Source organism: Eisenbergiella massiliensis, from assembly GCF_003435485.1.
On the sequence record NZ_QVLV01000004.1, the window covers coordinates 15442 to 37625 of the forward strand.

The 22184-nt window shown below is 50.8% G+C and carries 15 protein-coding genes; 13 read left to right on the forward strand and 2 right to left on the reverse strand.

All coding sequences use genetic code 11. The annotated features are described in order from the left end of the window. Nucleotides 1–6 precede the first annotated feature (6 nt). The 7 genes from DXC51_RS07140 to DXC51_RS07175 all read left to right on the forward strand — a co-directional run bounded on the left by DXC51_RS07140 (nucleotide 7) and on the right by DXC51_RS07175 (nucleotide 8458). On the forward strand, nucleotides 7–2271 hold the full coding sequence (locus DXC51_RS07140) for an AraC family transcriptional regulator (RefSeq protein ID WP_181970046.1): 2265 nt from the start codon (nucleotides 7–9) through the stop codon (nucleotides 2269–2271). A gap of 214 nt (nucleotides 2272–2485) precedes the next feature. Beyond that, on the forward strand, nucleotides 2486–3844 hold the full coding sequence (locus DXC51_RS07150) for a glucuronate isomerase (RefSeq protein ID WP_117544172.1): 1359 nt from the start codon (nucleotides 2486–2488) through the stop codon (nucleotides 3842–3844). A gap of 61 nt (nucleotides 3845–3905) precedes the next feature. Then, nucleotides 3906–4808 (forward strand): RraA family protein, encoded by a 903-nt coding sequence (locus tag DXC51_RS07155; protein WP_025489170.1) that lies wholly within the window; start codon nucleotides 3906–3908, stop codon nucleotides 4806–4808. A gap of 18 nt (nucleotides 4809–4826) precedes the next feature. After that, on the forward strand, nucleotides 4827–5675 hold the full coding sequence (locus tag DXC51_RS07160) for an SDR family NAD(P)-dependent oxidoreductase (protein WP_102289424.1): 849 nt from the start codon (nucleotides 4827–4829) through the stop codon (nucleotides 5673–5675). Between the two features lie 16 nt (nucleotides 5676–5691). Next, a complete protein-coding gene (locus DXC51_RS07165; protein WP_117544173.1) occupies nucleotides 5692–6636 on the forward strand; it encodes a mannonate dehydratase in 945 nt (314 codons plus the stop codon). A 16-nt stretch (nucleotides 6637–6652) separates the two neighbouring features. After that, nucleotides 6653–8056 carry a hypothetical protein gene (locus tag DXC51_RS07170; protein ID WP_117544174.1) on the forward strand — a complete coding sequence of 468 codons (1404 nt, stop codon included), beginning with the start codon at nucleotides 6653–6655 and terminating at the stop codon, nucleotides 8054–8056. Between the two features lie 45 nt (nucleotides 8057–8101). Continuing rightward, a complete protein-coding gene (locus tag DXC51_RS07175; protein WP_243003148.1) occupies nucleotides 8102–8458 on the forward strand; it encodes a hypothetical protein in 357 nt (118 codons plus the stop codon). A gap of 227 nt (nucleotides 8459–8685) precedes the next feature. On the opposite strand, the gene DXC51_RS07180 is transcribed toward DXC51_RS07175, so the two are convergent. Further along, entirely contained in the window at nucleotides 8686–9756 is a 1071-nt protein-coding gene (locus tag DXC51_RS07180; protein ID WP_117544175.1) for a uroporphyrinogen decarboxylase/cobalamine-independent methonine synthase family protein, read from the reverse strand. 406 nt (nucleotides 9757–10162) lie between these two features. On the opposite strand from DXC51_RS07180, the gene DXC51_RS07185 reads away from it, so the two are divergent. From DXC51_RS07185 to DXC51_RS07205, 5 genes are all read left to right on the forward strand, one after another. Beyond that, a complete protein-coding gene (locus tag DXC51_RS07185; protein WP_081745330.1) occupies nucleotides 10163–11140 on the forward strand; it encodes an ABC transporter permease in 978 nt (325 codons plus the stop codon). Between the two features lie 12 nt (nucleotides 11141–11152). Beyond that, nucleotides 11153–12034: a carbohydrate ABC transporter permease gene (locus DXC51_RS07190; protein WP_102289423.1), complete on the forward strand. Its 882-nt coding sequence runs from the start codon at nucleotides 11153–11155 to the stop codon at nucleotides 12032–12034. A gap of 128 nt (nucleotides 12035–12162) precedes the next feature. Beyond that, a complete protein-coding gene (locus tag DXC51_RS07195; protein ID WP_181970047.1) occupies nucleotides 12163–13749 on the forward strand; it encodes an extracellular solute-binding protein in 1587 nt (528 codons plus the stop codon). A gap of 64 nt (nucleotides 13750–13813) precedes the next feature. After that, entirely contained in the window at nucleotides 13814–15010 is a 1197-nt protein-coding gene (locus DXC51_RS07200) for a glycosyl hydrolase family 8 (protein WP_117544177.1), read from the forward strand. A gap of 18 nt (nucleotides 15011–15028) precedes the next feature. Next, the gene (locus DXC51_RS07205) at nucleotides 15029–17137 is read left to right on the forward strand and encodes an alpha-galactosidase (protein ID WP_117544178.1); all 2109 of its coding nucleotides are present in this window, start codon (nucleotides 15029–15031) and stop codon (nucleotides 17135–17137) included. Between the two features lie 45 nt (nucleotides 17138–17182). On the opposite strand, the gene DXC51_RS07210 is transcribed toward DXC51_RS07205, so the two are convergent. Continuing rightward, the gene (locus DXC51_RS07210) at nucleotides 17183–18622 is read right to left on the reverse strand and encodes a GntR family transcriptional regulator (protein WP_117544179.1); all 1440 of its coding nucleotides are present in this window, start codon (nucleotides 18620–18622) and stop codon (nucleotides 17183–17185) included. Nucleotides 18623–18898: 276 nt separating this feature from the next. Here DXC51_RS07210 and DXC51_RS07215 point away from each other — a divergent pair, with 276 nt between their 5' ends. Beyond that, nucleotides 18899–22177, forward strand: a complete 3279-nt coding sequence (locus tag DXC51_RS07215; RefSeq protein WP_117544180.1) for a PAS domain-containing hybrid sensor histidine kinase/response regulator — start codon at nucleotides 18899–18901, stop codon at nucleotides 22175–22177. Nucleotides 22178–22184: the final 7 nt, after the last annotated feature.

The window sequence follows — 22184 nt, forward strand, 5'->3', positions numbered from 1 at the left end:
GTTTCTATGAACGGATTACGGAAAATGGCTATGGAGAATAAACATCTGAACCGGATTATTTTTGCATCCACTGCGAGTCTGGCGGTTATCGTGCTTCTGCTGACTTATATTCTGTCTTCTCATTACGAAACCATGGCATGTGAGGAAATCTACCGGAATGCGAGCAGCAGCATCAACCAGACCACCAGCACGGTGCGTTTTTTGTCGGAATCCGTAAACAGCCTGCTTCTTCAGTGCGCCCAAAGCCCGGAGGTCAATAAGCTTTTCCTGGCGCAAAAATACAGCGGTACGGAGCTTTACAATGTCAAGCGGAAGCTGGATACCTTGCGTTTTAATAATTCCAAGATTTATTCAATTTATGTATATGACAAATATGGAAAGACAATTTTTGAATCAGGGGAATTTTCCCAGGGGTTTGAAAGCTCGGCGGAGGATTTTTATGATACGGGCTTTGTGGAATATCTGGATAAGCTTGATACCGTTAAGGTGTTTACCCCTGTTGTCAGAACCGTGCCGGTCATCCGCAGCAATGCGCCGGAGTCTTCCATTAAGGTGCTTACCTTTTTTTATTTTGAACCCTATTTCGGGGCGGAGGAGAAAAATACCATCCTGGCCTTCAATGTGGATATGCGCTGGATGAGCGACGCGCTGGGCTATTTTAACGGGGCCAGTCCCAATGGGAACAACATTGAGATTGTTAGCAGGGACGGAACCGTGATTTTCTCCGGGAAAGAGGCGCAGATCGGAACGCAGTACGGGGACGCGGAGGTGCTGGAAAAAATCCGGAATGCGGAATCAAAGTATGGCTATTTTGTAATGGATGGCGCTAAAAGGCTGATTTCTTACTCCCGCCCCAATCAAACCGGCTATGAAGACTGGATTTTTATTTCCAGCAGTGATTTAGGGATGGTCCTGAAGCCTATCCGGGAGGTCAAGCATTTTGTGTACCTGTTCACGGGCATCATTCTGCTTGTCAGCATAATTGGTCTTGTGGGGATTCTGCTGCATCTGGGCATGCCGATTAAGCAGGCTTTTAACAAAGCGAAGCTTTTGGAAAAGGAGCAGGAGGAAAAACGCAGGCGGGAAGCGGCAGAATATATGAAGCTGCTTTTAGCGGGAGATATGGAAGAAAATACGAACCTGATCCGTGAGCGTTTTGAGCAGCTGCATATCGCTTATGATTTTTCCGCAAAGAACCGTTTGGTCCTGATTTCCATGGATGACAGGAACAGTCTCCGGCGTAGGTTTCGGAGCGGCTATCCGGAGGTAGTGCAAAAGATCAATGAAAAGCTGGAAGAGGTTTTTGGCCGGTATTATGAAAATCCCATCCGGGTGGACTGGCAGGATGGGATCACATTGATGGTGGTCTGCTTCCTGGATATGGAAGAGGAGGAACAAAAGGCGCGTCTTCAGGAAATTTTTGATGAAATTACGGATGCGCTGCAGCAGGAGGTACAATGCGGCGTCAGCTTTTCCTTAAGCAGTACGGGGCAGTCCATCAAGGATCTGCCGTTCCTGTTGGCGGAGGCGCTGGAGGTACATACCTATCGTTATTTATACGGTTACGGCCAGCTACTGACGAATGATCTGATCCGGGATGAGAAAGAGACGGCCTATGTATATCCGAAGGAACAGGAAAAAGAAATCCTGTCCGCCCTGTTTGCGGGAAAGGAAGAGGAAGCGCTTGCAGCCTATGGGAAATATGTGGAAATGCTGTATCCCATGACGGTGCCGGAAATCAAGATTTCCTTTTTGCTGCTGGCAGATGCGGTTAAGTATGCCTCCCGCAATACGGTGGTGGAAACCTCCAATGTACTGCTGAATTTTGAACAGTTTTTTGCAAAAATACAGTCCCTGGAAACCATAGAGGAGGTCAATCATCTGTTCACGAACCTGTTTCGGGAAATTGCAGAGATAATCGGGGCGCAGAAGAGTACCAGGTACGCGGAACTGGTGGATCAGGTGAAGCGTTATGTAGGTGAGCATTATGGAAAAATCGATCTGTCCATCCAGGAAATTGCGGAAAGCATGGATATGTCAGGGGCATATCTGGGAAGAATTTTCAAACAGCATACGCAGATGGCATTTACGGAGTACCTGACGCGGTATCGTCTCAAGGTAGCGTGTGAGGAGCTGCTTGGCAGTGAAAAAACGGTCAATGAGATTTCAGACAGCATCGGCTTTACCAATAGCTCCTATTTTTACCTGGTGTTTAAAAAGTATCTGAATTGTACGCCTACACAATATCGGAAAAATGAAGCAAAAGAATGAAAAAAGAGGAACCAGAATGCGGGAAACACGCATTTTGGTTCCTCTTTTTTCATCAGGACAGGCAACATGGCAGCGGGCGAAGGGGCATCCGCATGTGCGAAGTTTGAGGCAGGGGAAAAGCGGCACTGCAATTTTCGTAGATTCCATGGATATCCCCATTTTAGTGTTTCGTTAAGGCGCCTGCTGCGGGAAAATAAGGTGGGAGGAAGAAAAGATGGACGAAAATTTTTTACTTCAGACGCCGCTTTCCAGGCGGCTGTACCACGGGTGTGCTGAGAAGCTGCCGGTTATTGATTACCACAACCACCTGAATATAAGGGAACTGGCAGAGGGGACGAATTACCCTGACCTGGCGCGGCTGTGGCTTATCAGCGATCCGTATAAGCACAGGGCAATGCGCATCTGCGGCGTAGACGAGTTCTATATTACCGGCGGAGCCTCCGATTATGATAAGTTCAGGAAATGGATGTCCGTTCTGCCCAGGCTGATTGGAAATCCATTGTATGACTGGTCAATCCTGGAAATGAAGCGGTGTTTCCGGATCGAATTACAGCCCGGCGTGACGGATGCGGACTGGCTTTGGGAGACGGCAGGCAAAATGCTTGCCCGGCCGGAATTTTCTGTGCAGGCGCTGCTTGACCGTTTCCATGTGGAATATGCGGCGCCCTGTGCGGCAATTACGGAGGATATAGCGGCATTGGAGAGGATGGGGAATGCCGCGCCGTCACTGCGCGGGGACGGCCTGACGGACACAGTCCGCCAAACGGCAGACGGCCTGGAGCAGCTGCTGCAGCTGCAGATCCGTACCCTGGAGGATTATTATGCCGCGATCCGCCGCAGGCTGGAGGACTTTGCCCGCGCGGGCTGCCGGTTCTCGGATCATGCCCTGGATGATGGCTTCTTATATAAAAAGCCGGGGCAGCCGGCGAAGGCGCTGTTTGAAAAGAGCAGAAACGGCGGACTGCTGACGGAAGAGGAAAAACAGGGACTTTCTTCCGAAATCCTCCGGTTCCTTTCCGCAGAATATGCAAAGCTCGGCTGGACCATGCAGCTGCACATTGGGGCGCAGCGTTTTACCAGTTCCAGGCTGCGTGCGGTGGCGGGCCCGGCAGGCGGCTTTGCCGGAATCGGAAATTGCTGCAATGTCAAATCCCTGACGCAGATGCTGGATGATTTTGAAAAAGAGCCTTACGGTATGCCAGGGGTGATTCTTTTTACGCTGAACCCGGCGGATAATGCAGTGATGTCTGTGCTGAGCGGATCCTATAGCCGGGACGGTGCGGAAGGGATAGTACAGCAGGGGCCGGCCTGGTGGTGGTGCGACCATCTGTACGGGATGCGGGAGGTATTTGAGAATCTGGCGTCCTTTGGAGTCCTGTCTGTTTTTGTGGGAATGACGACGGATTCCAGAAGTATTCTCTCCTTTGTGCGGCATGAGTATTTCCGCAGGGCTTTTTGCGGATGGCTGGGAGAAAAGGCGGAAAAAGGGGAATGGGACGTTTCAGAAGCGCAGTTAAAAAAGCTGGTGGAGGATGTGTGCTATTTCAATGCCAAAAAGAGGCTCCGGTTGTAATAAATGAAAGGAAGAAGGTAACTGTAAAGGAACTGAAGCAGTTACGGAAGAGGGAAAAGATATGCATTTTAATGTAAAAGAGGACATTATACAAATAACATCCCTGTGGCAGGGAGAACGGTTTGAGGACGGAAGGCCGAGAGTGCCGGACAAATATTTAAAGGCGCTCCATTCCCTGACCCTGGAAGAGGTATGGAAGCCAATCTTTGTAAAGGGCTATGAAAATCAGTTTGAAGGCAGGCTGAAGCTGCTGCATAATGACGGCAGGAAATTGATTGGCAGAGCGGTAACGGCTTCCTTTCTGCCGACCAGGCCGGATTACAATCAAACGGTAATGGAAATCGGCAGAAGCGAAGGGCGGACAGGAACATACAACCAGTGGGTGATTGACAGCCTGACAGAGGGCGATGTGTGCGTGGTGGACATGTATGACAAAATATATAAGGGCACCTTCCTGGGAGGAAACCTGACCACGGCCATTGCCGGGAAAACCAAAACGGGAGGCGGCGTAATCTGGGGCGGAATACGCGATGTGGAGCAGATGAAGCAGATTCAGGAGGTACAGGTTTATTACAGGGGAATTGATCCCACCCCTATCCGGGAATTTGTGATGGCGGGCTTTAATACGCCGACTAAAATCGGAAACGCGGTCTGTCTGCCGGGGGATATTGTTTTCGGGACGGACGCCGGCGTTTTATTCATTCCGGCGCATTTGGTGGAGGAAGTGGTTGACGGCGCGGTAAAAACAAAGGTAAAGGATATGTTCGGCTTTGAAATGATTACGCAGAACAAATTTACCACGGCACAGATTGATAAAAATGTATGGACGAAGGAAATGCTGGATCTCCTGGTGGATTATATCAATACCAATGAGGCTGCGGCCAAATACCGGGATATTGACTGGTCGAAGGAATACGGCCTGGCAGCCAACGGGGATCCGACGGACACCCAGTCCGCATTATAAGACAGGGAGGAAATTCAAATGAGTCATTTATTTCAGGATCAGACAGCGGTGATTACAGGGGCGGGCGGCGTGCTCTGCTCGGAAATTGCAGTAAAGCTGGCGGCGGAAGGCGCGAAAACAGTGCTGGTAGGCCGGACGGAGGAGAAGCTTAAAAAAGTGGAAGCACAAATCCTTGCGGCAGGCGGAGCCTGTATGGTCCGCACCGCGGATGTGACGGACGAAGCCGCCATGGAAGCGCTGGCGGATGAGGTGGAAAGGACCTGTGGTCCCTGCCGCTATCTGATTAATGGTGCGGGGGGAAACAACAATAAGGCAATTACCACGAATTTTACCTATGAGCCGGAGGAGCTGCAGGAGAACAAGCCGGAGGATATGGTGGGATTTTTTGACCTGGATATGGGGGTTTTTGAAAGCGTTGTCAAAATCAATACCCTGGGAACGGTGATTCCGGCCAGGGCGTTTGCCAGACAGATGGCAAGAGCGGGAAGGGGCAGTATCCTGAATTTTGCATCCATGAACAGCACCCGTCCGCTCACCCGCGTTCCGGCCTACGCTATGAGCAAGGCCGCCGTGGTCAACTTCACACAGTGGCTTGCCACCTATCTGGCGCCGGCGGGAATCCGGGTCAATGCGGTGGCACCGGGATTTTTTGTCAATGACAGAAGCAGGAAAATCCTCTTTGCAGCCGATGGCAATCTGAGCAAAAGAGGGGAAAATATTATGAACCATACGCCGATGGGACGTTTTGGCGAGGCGAAGGAGCTGTGGGGCTGCGTGTCCTGGCTGCTGGATGATGAAAAGGCCGGTTTTGTAACAGGGATTACAGTGCCGGTTGACGGCGGTTTCCTGGCGCACAGCGGCATCTGAGGCAGGAGAGGTAACGATGATTATTACAGACTATCTTAGGAGCAAAAGGGATCTGACCTGGGATTATGCAAAGCAATGCGGCGTAGGGCACGGTGTCATACGCCTGCCGGAGGATCCGGCGTTTGATATCTGCGATTTGTCCCATTGGCAGAGTGTTTATAAAGAATTTACGGATTTTGGGATCAAACCGATAGTGGTGGAGCCGATGCCGAATGCGCTGCATGACCATATCAAGGCGGGAGATGAAAAACGGGACGAATCGATTGAAAAAGTCATCCGGATGCTGCCCATCATGGACTGCCTGGATATCCGTACCATCTGCTTTAATTTCATGGCCCATGTGGGATGGTACCGCACCGATTATAACATAGAGGAAAGAGGCGGCGCCCTGGTAACCGGCTTTGATGCGGCTGCCTGCCAGGACAGCGGTATGGAAATCACGCAGGAGCAGCTCTGGGAAAATTATACCTGCTTCGTTAAGGCAGTGCTGCCCTATGCTGAGCGGTATGGTATCCGGCTGGCGCTCCATCCGGACGACCCGCCGGTCCCCAGGCTGGGAAAGGTATCCAGGATTATGATCAGCCATGAAAATATCAAAAAGGCTATCGAAATCGGGAACAGTGATTTCCTTGGCATTACCATGTGCCAGGCCTGCTATCAAATGATGGGGGAGGACCTGTTTTCCGTCATCCCTGAAATGAAAGAGAAGATTTTTTTCATCCATTTCAGAAATGCAACGGGCAATAAGTACCATTTCCATGAAACCTTCCATGATAACGGCGACATCAGAATGGGAGAGATGCTCGCGCTGTATAAAAAGTGCGGCATTGACGTGCCGATCCGGGTGGACCATGTCCCCACGATGGCAGGGGAAAAGGAAAACTCCGGCTACACGGCGCTGGGCAGGCTGTATGCCATCGGCTATCTGAAGGGGCTGCTGGAAGGGCTTGGGATGGAGTGAAAGAGGAGGAAAAAAAGTGACAACTAAAATCGTATTTCCCTTAAAACGGCTGGGGGCGGTAGCGCCAAGAAACGCCGCGGAAATAGAAGACTCCAACTGGTTTTTGGGTTGTGAAACGCTGGACCGCGATTATGCGGATTTTGATCAATATAAGGAATATCTGTGTCCTCTGGGAATAAAATATCTGCGCTTTCAGGGCGGCTGGGCAAAAACAGAAAAAGAGCAGGGAGTCTACGACTGGAGGTGGCTGGATCACATCATTGAGGAGTCGGTTGGCAGAGGGCTGAAGCCCTGGCTGCAGACCGGATATGGGAATCCGGTATATCCCGGCGCAGGCGGGGAAAATCTGGGCGCGGGCATGCCGCTGTCCGAAACCGGACTGGCGGCCTATGAAAGATGGGTCGGTAAAATGGCTGCCAGATATGCGGATAAGGTATTTGACTGGGAAGTATGGAACGAACCCAATTTTGGCGACAACAAGGTCAATACGCCGGAAATTACCGCGGACTTCAACATCCGGACGGCTCGGATTATCAAAGAGATTCAGCCCGGGGCAAGAATTTCGGCGCTGGCGCTGGGCCATATCGATATCGACTACGTGGAGCGTTTCTTCCAGTATCTTCACGGGCATGATGCCTGCGGCCTGTTCCATAATGTAACCTATCATGATTATTCTTATAATCCTGACGGAAATAAGCTGGCAGTATATAAAATGAGACAGATCGTGGAAAAATATGCGCCGGGCCTAATCCTGAGGCAGGGAGAAAACGGCGCGCCTTCCGAAGGCAATGCGGGGGGCGCCCTGGCGGATTATAACTGGTCGGAACTGTCCCAGGCCAAATGGGACGTGAGAAGAATGCTTGAGAACCTTGGGAATGATATCCAGTGCAGCGTTTTCAGCATTGCAGAAATGCAGTACACCGGAAATGGCCCGGTCCAGAAGAAAAATGCAAAGGGACTTTTGAAAACAGATGCCGGGAACAAAGTAACCGGATGCAAGCTGGCCTATTATGCAGTGCAGAATGTGACGGCTGTTTTTGACAATACGCTTGAGCGGATAAAGGATGCTTCCTATACGCACAGCCTTGCGGAAGGCGACGGCAACAGATACTGGATTAGCACGGACAGAAGTATTGCAGTGTATGGATACCGGCATCGGGAAACAAAGAAAAGGGTTTACACCATCTGGAAGGATGATGCGATTCCGGGAGACGACTGTGAAATGACCTTCCTGGATTTCGCGTTTGCAGGCGGCGGATTCGAGGATCCGGTATTGGTTGACATGATTACCGGCAGCGTGTATGAGATCCCCGCAGCACAGTGGAGCCGGGAGGGGACAATTGACAGGTTCCGGAGGATCCCGGTTTATGATGCCCCGGTTCTGATTGCAGAGAGAAGCCTGATTCCCATTGCACGGTAATAAGTCACTATTTTGGTTTCAGACCATTTTCGTGAGGTCACGAAAATGGTTGACTTGGGTAGTGGCGCAAAACGAAATATCAAAGATTATATGCTTACCAGATACGCTTGCTATTTGATCGCTCAAAACGGTGACCCCAAGAAAGAAGAAATTGCCTTTGCACAGAGCTATTTTGCTGTGCAGACACGAAAGCAGGAACTAATAGATGAGCGTATTGCTTTAATCGAACGTACTGAAGCACGTGGCAGGCTTCGTGAATCAGAAAAGCGCCTATCACAAAATATTTATGAGCGTGGCGTAGACGATGCGGGGTTTGGCCGCATCCGTTCCAGAGGAGACAAGGCATTGTTTGGCGGCTATTCTACACAGGAGATGAACCCTCTGAAGATATTAAAAAATTAGAACGGCGGGTAAAATCACAGGAGAAAAAGCTTGCTGAACAGGCAGGGAAATTGCCGCAAATACAAAATGAGAAGGATGCAGAGTGATGGCTGAATATACAACACAATGAGTATTAATATTTTTTATCCAATAAGGAATTGTTATAGTATAAAAAAAGGTCACATAGGAGCGTAGTTGCTCTTGTGTGACCGTTTTTTTTGTTCCCTTAATATTTGGACAGCCGTGGATTACGGTAAATACTTGTTTAAGAAGGAAACATATTCGTCCTTCGCTGAGGCAGGGGCGCTCAGGTTCAGATACAGTCCCTTTGCGCCGATGTCTTTGGCAATCGAATCAAAGTCCTTTCTTGCGCCAAGCACATGGATATTTTTACCGGCCTGGCGGATCTGCCGGTATACCTCCGGCCATTCCATGGTGCGTGGGGCTCCGTCTCCGGGACACCACTGGATCGCATCCAGCTGCCGGATTGCAGCAATCTGGGGAAGATGGGGCAGTTCGCCCTTGCCGTCCAGATGATAAAGCGTGTGAGGAAGGAGCGTACACAGCTGTGTCAGATCATCGGCAACAAATTCCCGGAACATGTCGGGACTGATCATATAGGAAAAATCACACTGTACCACATAGGAGGGTTCGCTGCAATAAAGGCCGGACCAGTCGGAATAGCCGGGATTTACCGGCTGCAGGATTTCATTCAGCTCTTTGTAATAACGCAGCCACAGCTCCTGGATTTCCCGGCTGACGCGTTTTACCTCCTCCGGCTCGTCATACAGATCATAGAGAAGGTTCTCCGAGCCGCGCAGCGTGGCGACAATGTCCATAATGCCGCCCAGGTCAGGCATGCCCATCAGGACATTCCCCTTCCATTTCCTGATGCCGGCGCCGTAAATATCTTTGATTCGGTTGAACCAGAGGTTGTCCGGCTGATATTCAAAATGCATTTCGCTAAGCTCCAGCTCTTCTGTGGGGTGGAACCAGACATTGCCGGAGGAATTATCCAGTGTCGCCCCCAGGAAGGCAGCCAGGACGCCGGGACCGAAAACGTCGAAGTTTACCATGGGGAAGGCATCCCCCAGATATTCCTGCTGCTCTAAATGAGCGTTGATGCGTTCAACCACATCCTCCGGGCTGATGTCCAGCCGGTGGCAGTTTGCCTGACTAAGCAGGGGAATGCTGCTTGTACAGGGAGCTTCCTGCTGGAGCGTCAGCTTGATGGCAGGACGTTCCAGTGTCCGGTTCCACCAGCTGTCGTAGGTTTCTTTGATTCTGTCCCAATCGTCTTTTCCGAATTTGATACTCATAGGGTACCTCCTTCTTGTGATAGTGTTTGTCCCCGGCCATTGATGGACCGGCGCAGAAGACTTCATATTTTCCGAAAAAGATCATCCGATACGGATGCCGGCAGGCGGTGGAAATGCTTCTTTTCAAAAGGAATCCATAGCCTGCTGATGCCCCTATTATAGAAGAGACAGGATTCAAAGTACAGCCTAAATCTGAGGTAAAGGCAAAATGTACACATATTATAGAAAATTATAGAAAGGATACGCTTCCCATGGGATTATAAAAATCCGTAATTCGGGCAGTATCGCCCATTTTGACTACACGGGGAAAGAAGAGGATGCTAAGATTTGGGCAGATAGGACAGACATGGATGAAAACACATGCTGCCGGATAAATTTCAGATTTTCAGAGAAAGGAACCTGTATTATGGAGAAAAAGCAAAAAGCAAAGGCTGCAGCCTATTCCGGCACGCAGCCAGGACAAAACCCCGTGAAAAATATTTTAAAAGAGGTACGCAGAAGAAAACTGTTATTTCTAATGCTGCTGCCTGCTATCGTTTTTTTCATTATTTTCTGCTATGTGCCTATGGGCGGCATCATGCTCGCCTTTAAGGATTACAACTACGGGCAGGGAATCTTTGGCAGCCCCTGGGTCGGCTGGGCGAATTTCGAATATCTTTATAAGTCCGGAACCCTGTGGCGGGTGACCAGGAATACAATTCTATATAATATTGCATTTATTATACTGGATTTGGTTACGCAGGTGGGAATTGCAATCCTGCTAAATGAAATAGGAAGCAAAATCTGCAAGAAGCTGTCACAGACCCTGATGTTTTTACCTTATTTTGTATCTGCCGTTTTGTTGGGAGCGTTTGTGTACAATATCTTCAATTATGAGCGCGGTACGCTGAACAATATCCTGATGTCTCTGGGAATGGAGAGATATGATACCTATAGTAATATGTATGCCTGGATTTTTATCCTGTTGTTTTTCCATATATGGAAGGGACTGGGCTATGGTGTTGTGGTTTATATGGCGACCATTACAGGAATCAGCAGTGAATTTTATGAAGCGGCCCGTGTGGACGGGGCGACCCGGTTCCAGCAGATCCGTTATATCACGCTGCCGCTGCTGAAGCCTACCATGATTATACTGACCCTGTTTGGTGTGGGGAAAATCATGAAAGGGCAGTTTGAGCTTTTCTACCAGATTATCGGTGCGAACGGAACACTGTATCCGGTGACGGATATTATCGATACCTACGTGTTCCGTATGACAACAACAAGCTTTGATCCCGGTCTTGCGACGGCGGCGGGTCTGTATCAGTCCTTCTTCGGATTTGTGCTGATTGTGACAGTCAATTATGTGGTGAAAAAGCTGAACCCGGACTATGCATTATTTTAAAAGGAGGCGTCTATGAAAACATATAAAAGTGAATATGGGGTAAAAATTTTTGCATATGTCATTTCCATCCTGACAGCAATTATTTGCTTCATCCCCTTCTGGCTGATTGTTATCGGTTCATTTACCGCGGAAAGTGAGGTTATAAGAAACGGCTTTGCTTTCTGGCCGAAGGATTTTTCCATGGAATCCTACAGGATGGTATTTAAAGTCCCGGAAAAGATTTTCAGGTCCTATGGCATAACCATTCTGATCACGGCGGTGGGGACAGGGCTCAGCCTGTTTCTTACCACAATGGCAGCCTTTGTGCTCATGCGTAAGGATTTTAAATACAGGAACCAGATTGCCATGTTCTTTTATTTCCCGTCCATCTTCAGCGGCGGTCTTCTTCCCGGCTATCTGCTGATCGTTAATGGCCTGCAGCTCAAGGACACCCTCTGGGCTTTGATTCTTCCGGGGCTTTTGGGAGCCTGGAACATTTTTATGATGCGTAATTTCATGACGGATATCCCGGATTCCATTATGGAATCGGCAAAGCTGGACGGCGCTAACGATTTCGTGATTTTTACCCGGCTTTACCTGCCGCTTTCCAAAGCGGGGCTTGCAACCATCGGGCTGTTCATTGCGTTGGGATACTGGAACAACTGGGCAAATGCCAAGCTGTATATCAACAGCTCCAAATTATATCCTCTGCAGTATCTGTTATACCAGATGTTTTCCAATATCCAGGTGCTCAAGGATGCGGCGATGCAGAGCGGCGTAGCCATGGTGGACCTGCCGGCGGAAACCTTCCGTATGGCAATGGCAGTGGTGACCACCGGTCCGATTCTTCTTTTATATCCCTTTGTACAGAGGTACTTTGTAAAGGGAATTACGGTAGGAGCGGTCAAAGGCTGATACTATAAAACCGGAAGAATGCCGGGATGTATCTTAATTTGACTGGATTTACAATAAATTTTTACTTATAGTAGTAAGCAAAGAGAGCGATTCTCTTATCGGCTTAAATAACAAATGGAGGTATGAAAATGAAAGGCAAAAAATGGTTAGGAATGCTGACCGCATTATCCCTGTGTGCATCAATGCTCGCTGGATGCGGCAGCGCAGCAGCATCGGAGGAAAAAGCGGATACGGCAGCAGCCGGGACAACAGCAGAAAGCGGTGCGGCAGAAAGCAGTACGGCAGCAGAAGGGACAAACTTTGATGAGGAAGTGGAGCTGTTAATGTACTGTATAGGTGATGAAGGCGGTATCTATGCAGATGAAGTGCTGGATAACCTCAATGCAATGCTGAAAGAAAAAATCAATGCAACCATCAAACCAGTTATGGTATCCTGGGGTGAGTATAAGGAAAAGATGCCGTTAATCTATGCCAGCGGCGAAGCGTATGATCTGGTATACGTGGCGAACTGGATGAACTACACGTCAGAAGCGCTCAAAGGGCCCTTTTTGGAGCTTTCTGAGCTGATGCCCAAATATGCGCCCAAGACCTATGCGGAATTCAAGGAAAGCGGCGCGCTTGATACGGCTCTGGTGGACGGCAAGCTTTATATGGTGCCTTCCCCGACCACGGATTACACCACCTATGTGACGCTCTGGAGAGAGGATCTGCGGAAGAAATATAATGTTCCGGAGATTACAGACTGGGATTCCCTGGCAGTTTATATGGATGCAATCAAGGAGAATGAGCCGGATATGCTTCCGCTGGCAACCGGTCCTCAGATTTTCCTGAACATGCTGCTGATGACTGAAAATGACTGGGGCCAGATGACCGCAGGAAAAAGCAGCACGGCGGCAGGCGGTGTTGTTATATGTAAGGATGAAGCAGGAAGCAAGGCATTCAATCTCCTGGATACACCGGAATACGAAGCCTATGTAAAGAGAAACCGTGAATATTACCTGAAGGGCTACTGGTCCAGAAATGTGCTTTCGGAGACAAGAATGCTGGCGGAAGCATTTGAAGCCGGACAATCCGCAATTACAATCGGAAATAAGTCCAATATACTGCAGATGTACCAGAAGATAAAGGCAAACAACCCTGACTGGGAACTGGACTTTAAGAATTTTGACGCAGGCTCCTATATAAAAGTATCCCCGACCAATAACGGTATGGCTATCGGCGTTAATTCCAAACATCCGGAACGGGCAATGGCATATCTTGAACTGATCAATCAGGACGAAGAAGTATTCCGGGCAATGCAATACGGCATTGAAGGAAAGACCTATGTTGTAGATGAAAACGGCTGTAAAACAACTCCGGAGGGCGTAGATCCGTCCACACTGGCGCTGCGCAATCTCGGCATGGGAACCCAGGTGGAAAAGTTTATGTTCAAGAATGCAGCGGATGAGCAGAAGGTATTGGATGAATTTGACAGCTATGAAAGCAATGCCGTATACTCCCCGCTGACCGCCTTCGTTTTTGATGATTCTGCTGTGGCGGCGGAATGCGCGGCAGTTGCGAATGTGCTTACAGAGTACAAGCTGCCTCTGGATTTTGGCGTATCGGATCCGGAAACAGCGCTGCCCGAGCTGAGGGAAAAGGTAAAGGAAGCAGGAGTCGATAAGATCATTGATGAAGTCAACAGACAGCTGGAAGAATATTTCGCAGCACAGTAAATAGGAAAGGAACCGAAGGTGAAGAGATTTGCTTTCGGTTCTTTCTGCAAGGAGGGATTTTGTGATGACAGGGAGAAGGGAAAATTATCCCTTCCCGCACAGGGGAGGATATAAACAGGGATTTTTGCCGAACCGGAGCCGGGAAAAAATGAACCGGGATCTGCAGCATTTATATGAAAGCTGGAAGGCGCTTTATCTGACAACGGAGGGCTGTCTGGAAGGGGAGCTGCGGGTATCCGGCGGAAACTGCTATCAGTTCGGAACCTGCTCGGAGGGCACCGGCTACGGCATGCTTTTATCCGTATATATGGCGAATGCCCAAAATCATGCCCATGAGGAGTTCGACAGCATTTTCCGTTACTATAAAAATCATAGCCTGCCGGAATGCGGCCTGATGAGATGGGAGGCGGATCGGACGGGAAAGGATCTGAGCGAATATGTGGCGCCGGACGGGGATCTTGACGTTGCCTTTGCCCTTTTGGCGGCGCACAGGCAATGGGGAAGTGAGGGAGAGATCTGCTATCTGGAGGAAGGAAAGGCACTGGTTGGCAATCTGATGGCTTATACGATAATCAAGCCCCAATATCTGATTGCCAGGGCGCAGCTGGAAAATCCGGAGGGGCTCTCCTGGGATTATACCATGTCCTCCTATCAGATTCCGGCATATGCGCGGTTGTTTGCAGAGATAACAGGGGATGCCGGCTGGAAAGAGGTCAGGGATGCGGCATACCGTCTGTTCGCTTATTTTTATAAGCTGAATCCGGATACGGCGCTGGCCCCGTTCGTATTTCATCTGGATACCTTCGGGCCGGGGGGCGGCAAGCCCTATGTATTCAGCTATGATTCCTGCCGGGTCCCGTGGCGGACAGCGCTGGATTACCTGTGGTACGGAACGGATGAAACGGGGCTGGCCCATGACTATCCGCACCGGAATGCGGTATGGTTTTCCCGGTATATGGAGAGCCTTAACTGGGACTTCGACCGGGTGAGCGAACGGTTTTTGCTCTCAGGCATGCCGGTGTCGGAAAAATGTTCTCCCCGCAATATAACCGCGATGCTGGCTCCCGCGGCGATGGTGGATGAGTCCACCCGGGAATTGCTGGACAGGTCTTATGACTATTTAAGCAGGCAGGAACCGATGCTGGAATGGCCCGGCGATTATTTCCAGGATACGCTGGTCTTACTGGGGATGCTGACGATTACCGGAAATATGCCGAATTTTTATACAACAGAACCATACCCGGCTGATAAAGCGCTGTGACAGGAAAAGGAGACGAGAATGGAAAAAACATCATATTCTTTCCAGGACTGTTATGCGGTACTGGAAAACGGAAGCTTGCGGATTGGAAACGCTGTTGTGGAAAGAAGCTGGCGCATGGAGGGGGAGCTCCCGGCGGTCTGCTCCCTGAAAAATAAAAAGACGGGAAAGGAGTGGCTGGACTGCGGCAAAGATGCGGACTGGCTCTGCGCCCGGAAGGAAAAAGATGCCTTTTTCCATGAAGCTTTTCTGTCAGGGAAGCCGCGCAGCCTCAGGATGGAGGCTGGCAGCGATGATGACTGCGGAATCGGGAGGGAGCATTTAAAGGCGGCGGTGGTGCTGGAATACGCGGACTGTCAGCTTCGGTGGATTCACAGGATTTATCCGCAGACGGCAGTCCTGCGTTCCTGCCTGCAGGTTGTATGGAAGGATGGCCTGGGAATGAAAGAACAGGAAGAGCAGTGTGCGCTGACAGAGGAAAAACCAGGGGAGAAAAGAGAGATGCTGCCCGCTGCGGGGACGCAGTTTTACGCACCGGAGCCGCAGGGAGACTATCAGGATGCATTTCCGCTGGCGCCTCTGCACTGTAAATGGAAGAGTGTTTCCTTTGTGGACAGAACGGATGATTATGATAATCTGGTACATACTGACCACGGAATTTTTAACCGCAGGGAAAGCCGGTATATTAACGGAAATTTGTTGTTTGCCGAGGATCCGCTGGATAAAGAGGGGCTGATTTTTATCAAGGAGGGCCCCACGCCACTGGCTTATCAGGGGAAGGTCAAAGCCGATTTCTATGTGAAGGGAAACAGTGTTTTTCCGGTAGGCTGGGGGTTTGACCGGACAGAGTGCAGCAGGGCCGGCGCACTGACTGCTTATGGAAGCAGTGTGGTTTTCTGGGATGGAGAAAGAGGGAATGCGAGTCTGGCGCTGCAGGATTACCACATGGCGCTGCATTCGTTTTCCGAGCAGAAGGATGCTTTTGTGATGTCCAATACCTGGGGGGATCAGTCCTGCGATGGAAGGCTCAGTGAACAGTTTTTGCTGGAGGAATTGGAACAGGCGGGAAGGCTTGGGATTACGCTGTATCAGATCGACGACGGCTGGCAGAACGGGACCAGCGCCAATTCCGTAAACCCGGGCGGCGTCTGGAATGGCTATTATGCGGCAAATGCGGATTTCTGGGAGGTAAATCCCCTTCGTTTCCCCAACGGTTTGGAGCCGGTTGCGGCCTTTGCCAAAAGCAAAGGCGTGCGTCTGGGACTGTGGTTTTCTCCGGATTCCTCCCATGAGTTTGCCAATTGGAAAAAAGACAGCGAGACATTGATAGGGCTGCACCGCCGGTATGGGATTGCGGCTTTTAAGATGGATGGCGTGAAGCTGACCTCCAAGGTATCGGAAGAGAATCTCACAAAGCTGATACAGCAGGTGCTGACGGAAACGGATGGCAAGGTGTTCTTCAATATGGACGTGACGGCGGAAACCCGAAGCGGCTATTATGGCCGAATCCATTACGGTTCCCTGTTTGTGGAGAACCGTTTCACCGGAAATTTCGGGAAATGGCCCAATTATTATCCTCACCGGACGCTGCGGAATCTGTGGATGCTGTCGGAGTACATGCCGGCCAGCCGCCTGCAGATGGAGTTCTTAAATGTAGCCCGCAATCAGGAGCTGTATGAGGGCGATCCGCTGGCGCCTGCTGTATGCGGTATGGAATATTCCTTTGCGGTGACGATGTGCGCCAATCCGCTCGCCTGGATGGAGCTGACAGGTCTTAATGAGGCGGAGGCAAAGGTGCTGGAGAGGATCCTTCCGCAGTACAGACAGGTGCAGAGCGACCTTTTATCAGGCTATGTCCTTCCCATCGGAGAAGAACCGGACGGCACGGCATGGACGGGATTCCAGTCTGTGAAAACAGAGGATAAGGGATATCTGCTGCTTATCCGGGAAAACAGCAGTGAGGAAACCTACCGCTGTCAGCTGCGCGGGCTGGCGGACTGCAGGCTGGAGCTGGAAGGCATTCTGGGAGCTGCCGGGCAGCGTTCGGTACAGGTGGACGGGGAAGGGCAGGCGGCATTTACGCTGCCGGGAGCGTTTTGTTATGCGCTTTACCGTTATCAGGTTGCGTAGAATGAGGCATGCGTTTGTTTATTGATAAGAGCAGGCCTCTGATAATCAATACAAAACCCCGGAAGCCTCCTGAATCCCAACCCGGACAAGCTGCTCCGCCGCGAAAGTAACTTCAGAATGCAGGAGGCATTCCAGCTTCGCGGCAAAGCCGGAGGCATCGGCTTGCTCCAGATACGCCAGAAGGGCATCAAGATGGGGAAGATAATAGCCGTTCTGCGCCTCCGGGGTGCCGCGCATATTCCGTATGGCATATCCCCATAACAACTGCTGGAACAGGGAATCGTATACCGTCCTGACGGCCTGCTGGGGAGCGGTATGCAGAATAAGCTCAAGAATACCATAAGGAGCCAGCTCGCAGCGGTTACGGCGGCGGAGCAGCAGCAGCCGTTCCTTAAATTGCTCCCTGCCGGCATCATCCAGCCGGGAAACTGTAATTTCCGTAATCCTCCTGCAGGTCAGGGCAAACGCCTGCAGGCTCTGTACATAATCCAGCAGCCGTTTCCTGACTATGGGCCGGGTGAAGTCGCAGTTGTCCGCGACCTTTCCCAGCGGCAGGATATAGGTACCGATTCCGTTGACCGTTTTTGTTACGCCGATACTGCCAAGCAGGGAAAGCGTACGGCGGATGGTGATGACGGAAACCTGTTTTTCCTCAGCCATTTTATTCATTGATGGCAGCATGGCGCCTGCCGGATAGAGGCCCCAGCTGATGCCGCTCAGGATTTCCATGCATAGGGAATAGCAGCGCTGTGATGCCTTTTTATAACTGCTCCATTGAAAGGCTTCCTGACATTCGGGCGCAGAGGAAGCGCCCAGGTTATCATAAAACAGGCATAAAGCCGAGGATACCTGCGCTTCATAGGCATCTATGGCAGCCGAAAGGCTGTCCCAGTCCTTTTTCCGGCACAGATCAATTCTGTGCAGCATCGGATTGTATTTCGGCTTCAGGCCCTTCAGATTTTCAGGGATGCTTAAAAAGGGCACCAGGAAAAACATACTCACCTGCCACACTAACCGCATCAGCAGGTCATTATGTAAGGAGCCGTAAATCATCTGGAAAAACCGGATCATAATATAGGGAGAAAGAATATTTTGGCTTCGGGCAAGCTGCTCCAGTTCCTCCAGCAGCCTGCTGGAGGCTTTTTTAAACGCTGTCAGCTGGGCTTCACTTAGCAGGAGCCAGGTGGAATGATTTAAATCGATCAATGAACGCCTCCGGCAGGAGAAAAACTCTCGCACATTCTGCCGGATGTCCTCACTGCTGTAATCAGATGTTACCCTGGCGCCGATGTTTTTTGATATTTTGATCAGTCCGTCCTGCTGCAGCTGCTGATAGGCGGCGCGGATAGTCTTGATGGAGACGCCGAACAGCCGGCAGGCCTCATCCATTGTGGGCAGCTGCTCCCCGAACCGGTATACCCCAAAGCTTATCTGTGTTTTCAGGACACTGTATACTATCTGCTGCAGTTCCATGATATTTTCCATATTCTTGTTCCTCCGGACAGGCCATATCTTTCCATTGCATGAACATACAGTATTCAGTATAGCATTTTTAAAATGTGAATTCCACTTTCGACAGCATAATAATCTGATCAGGCCGGTTGCTATTTCGGCCTTGTTTTGTTATACTTTTAATAAAATACCAAGTGATCAAGGTTAGCTTTTTTGTATTCTGCCCCGGCAGCGGGGAGAAAACGGACATTAGGATACCGGAAAGAAAGTGCTGCTTATGCAGACAGGAAAGGTACAGCGGGTGAGGCAATGAAAAAAACAACGGTCGTGGATGGACAGGAAATCAGGGGAATTCCCGTGGAAGGAACCCGTCCTGTCTCCAATTGTTACACGGATGGTCTCCCGGCGCAGGGCAGTCTGTCCGATAAGATTACGAATAAGACGGACGACGGCATTTATGTGATTGATAAGGGCTCCTGCGAGGTTCTCTATGCCAATGCATCCCGGCGCTTCCTGTCATCCGGACAGGGCTGCATCGGGAAAAAATGTTATGCCGCCCTTTTTGGGCAAAAAGCCCCCTGCCGCCATTGTACGCTGAATACCCATGGGGCTGACGGCATGGCGCATGAAATGGTGATCGAAGGCTCCGACAGGTGCTTTGTTACGTGGTTTCAGGAAACGGACTGGAACGGAACCCCTGCGTATATCAAATATATCCGCGACGTTACGGAGGAGGTGCACAACCGCAGGGAGAAGGAACGGCTGGCCATGTACTTCCAGACGGTGCTGGAAAGCCTGCCAGGGGGGATTTCGGTTATCCGTTGCGGACAGGACGGGAGCATGAAGACGGAATATATATCCGACGGTTTTGCCGCCATGACCCATATGACTGTGGAAGAGGCCATGAAGCTTTATGAAACTGATATTTTTGCGGGGCTCCATCCGGAGGATGCTGCGGCTGGCCGGCAGAAGCTTGCGGAATATGTGGAGCACGGCGCCGGCCATTGTGAGCTCACGGCCAGGATGAAGCTGGGCGGCGGCGGATATATCTGGGTAAAGGATACGGTATCTCTGCAAAAGACGCCGGAGGGAGGGTGCCGCCTGTATTCCGTTTACACGGACATTACAGGGACCGTTGAGGAAAAAGAACAGATGAACCGTCAGTATGAGGATATTATTCTGCAGCATTACCGCACTCCCGGCCCGGATACCCTTGTGCTGGGACACTGTAACATCACGCAGAATAAAATACTGGAGATATGGGATGCCACCGATTCCGGGCTGTTGACAGCCTATGGTGATATCAGGGAAGATTTCTTTTTAGGCCTTTCCGGCCTGGTGGTGGAGGAGGAAGAACGGAAGGCGTTCCGGGATACCTATTTGAACGCGCCTGCGCTGGCGGCTTTCCGGCGGCATGATATGAAGCGGGAGATGCAGTGCTATGTCAAGCTGCCGCGTGAGGATCATGGCCGGTATGTAAAAATCAGGATGGAACTGGTGGAAATGCCTGATACCGGTGATGTTATCGGAGTTCTTACTGTAACAGATATCACGGAAAATACCATAGCCGACCGGATCCTCCATCAGCTTTCCGTGACCAGCCATGACTATGTAGTGGATCTGGATTTGGGGAAGGACAGCTATCGTGTACTCAGCTGCAGCCAGAATGCCCATTGTATACCGCCGCCCTGCGGCTGCCACTCTGCGTACATAGCGGCAATGGCAGGGAAAACAGTCGTCCCGAGGGATCGGGGAAATTATGAAAAAGCGCTGGAGCCGGAGGAAATCCGCCGCCGGCTGTCCGACAACGGGCCGTATACCTTTACCTATTCCATTATCGATGAAAAGGGAGGCATCCGGACTAAAAACATGACGGTTTCGATCACGGACCTGCGGTTGGACAGGGTCTGCCTGATCTGCACCGATATTACGGAGTCGGTTGTGGAGCAGCAGGGACTGTTGAATATGCTGGCTTACACCTTTGAACAAATGGGATTTCTGGATATCGGCAGCGAGAGCTTTACCATGTACAGCCGCCGGATGGTCCTGGAAAACCTGCCTCCTTACTTTGAAGCAAGCTATGGTGATTATGTAACTCATTTTACAGAAGAATGCGTTCCCGGGGAAAAACTGGAAAGGGTAAGGGAGCAGTTTTCTCTGAAGGTTATGCTTGCAAGGCTGGATAAGGAGCCGGCGGGTTATGATTTTGTATTCCAATGTCAGAGAAAAGTATCCGGCCCGGGGAAATTTCCCTGCAAAGCGGAAGACGGGGTGCACTATAAACAGGTAAATGTTCTGTGGGGAGATGAAAACCACCGTACTATCTGCATGGTGCATGCGGATGTGATGGATATCCTGACCGCGGAGCAGCAGGCCCAAAAAGAGCTGGAGGAAGCGCTGGCCCTTGCCGAGGAAGCGAATCAGACCAAGAGCAATTTCCTTTCCTCCATGAGTCATGACATCCGTACTCCCATGAACGCCATTGTCAATATGACGGCGCTGGGGCTGCATTATATAGACGATAAGGAACGGGTGGAGGGCTGCCTGAAAAAAATCGAAATTTCCTCCCAGCACCTGCTCAGCCTGGTGAATGACGTGCTGGATATGAGCAGGATAGAGCGTTCCGGGGTGGTCATGAATCCGGCGGTTCTCCATCTGCCGGCGCTTTTGAAGCAGATTTCCGTCATCATGGAGCCGCGGGCCAGGGCAGGCGGACTCAAGTTCAAGGTGCAGGAGGAGAACATTAAGCATTCCTTTTTTTATGGGGACGCGCTGCATATTAAGCGTATCCTGATTAATCTTCTTAGCAATGCGGTTAAGTTTACGCCGGAGGGCGGCGAGGTGCTGCTTTTAGCGGAAGAGATACCGGCTGTCCAGGCAGAGGACCGTATCAGATACCGTTTTTCGGTCCGCGATACGGGAATAGGAATGCGGGAGGAGTTCCTGGCTCAGGTGTTCGACCCCTTTGCACGGGACAACAGCGCTGCCCAAATTGAGGGGACCGGGCTGGGCCTAAGCATTGCCAGGGGGCTGGTTGAACTGATGGACGGCAGGATTACGGTGGAAAGCAAGCTGAAGGAAGGCTCCGTATTCCGTGTGGAGCTGGAATTTGATAAAGCGCAGGAAAGCAGCGCCGCACGCACGGAGTTAAACGGGATGCTCCCTGCGGCGCAGCTGCACAGGAAGCTGCTGGAAGGCCGCAGGTTCCTGGTTGCGGAGGACAATCAGATCAATGCGGAAATCATACGTGAGCTGCTGGCTGTCTATGGGGCGGGCTGTGAAGTGGAGCCGGACGGCGCACAGGCGGTCAGGGCGTTCCTGGAAAAGGAGCCGGGGACCTATGATGCCATTTTGATGGATATTCAAATGCCTGTGATGAATGGATATGAGGCGGCAGGCGCAATCAGGGCATTGTCCCGGCCGGATGCGGAAAAAATACCGATCATAGCCATAACGGCCAACGCTTTTTCCGAGGACGTGCAGAAGGCCCTGGAGGCAGGGATGAATACCCATGTGGCAAAGCCCATCGATATGAACCTGCTGGGAGACGCGCTGCGTATGGTGCTGGATAATGGCCATACTCCGTAAGAAGGCA

What these genes read in the sequence shown, in the direction of transcription:
- DXC51_RS07140 (WP_181970046.1), top strand. Translation starts at nt 7, where the DNA reads ATGAACGGATTACGGAAAATGGCTATGGAGAATAAACATCTGAACCGG.
- DXC51_RS07150 (WP_117544172.1), top strand. Translation starts at nt 2,486, where the DNA reads ATGGACGAAAATTTTTTACTTCAGACGCCGCTTTCCAGGCGGCTGTAC.
- DXC51_RS07155 (WP_025489170.1), top strand. Translation starts at nt 3,906, where the DNA reads ATGCATTTTAATGTAAAAGAGGACATTATACAAATAACATCCCTGTGG.
- DXC51_RS07160 (WP_102289424.1), top strand. Translation starts at nt 4,827, where the DNA reads ATGAGTCATTTATTTCAGGATCAGACAGCGGTGATTACAGGGGCGGGC.
- DXC51_RS07165 (WP_117544173.1), top strand. Translation starts at nt 5,692, where the DNA reads ATGATTATTACAGACTATCTTAGGAGCAAAAGGGATCTGACCTGGGAT.
- DXC51_RS07175 (WP_243003148.1), top strand. Translation starts at nt 8,102, where the DNA reads ATGGTTGACTTGGGTAGTGGCGCAAAACGAAATATCAAAGATTATATG.
- DXC51_RS07180 (WP_117544175.1), bottom strand. Translation starts at nt 9,756, where the DNA reads ATGAGTATCAAATTCGGAAAAGACGATTGGGACAGAATCAAAGAAACC.
- DXC51_RS07185 (WP_081745330.1), top strand. Translation starts at nt 10,163, where the DNA reads ATGGAGAAAAAGCAAAAAGCAAAGGCTGCAGCCTATTCCGGCACGCAG.
- DXC51_RS07190 (WP_102289423.1), top strand. Translation starts at nt 11,153, where the DNA reads ATGAAAACATATAAAAGTGAATATGGGGTAAAAATTTTTGCATATGTC.
- DXC51_RS07195 (WP_181970047.1), top strand. Translation starts at nt 12,163, where the DNA reads ATGAAAGGCAAAAAATGGTTAGGAATGCTGACCGCATTATCCCTGTGT.
- DXC51_RS07200 (WP_117544177.1), top strand. Translation starts at nt 13,814, where the DNA reads ATGACAGGGAGAAGGGAAAATTATCCCTTCCCGCACAGGGGAGGATAT.
- DXC51_RS07205 (WP_117544178.1), top strand. Translation starts at nt 15,029, where the DNA reads ATGGAAAAAACATCATATTCTTTCCAGGACTGTTATGCGGTACTGGAA.
- DXC51_RS07210 (WP_117544179.1), bottom strand. Translation starts at nt 18,622, where the DNA reads ATGGAAAATATCATGGAACTGCAGCAGATAGTATACAGTGTCCTGAAA.
- DXC51_RS07215 (WP_117544180.1), top strand. Translation starts at nt 18,899, where the DNA reads ATGAAAAAAACAACGGTCGTGGATGGACAGGAAATCAGGGGAATTCCC.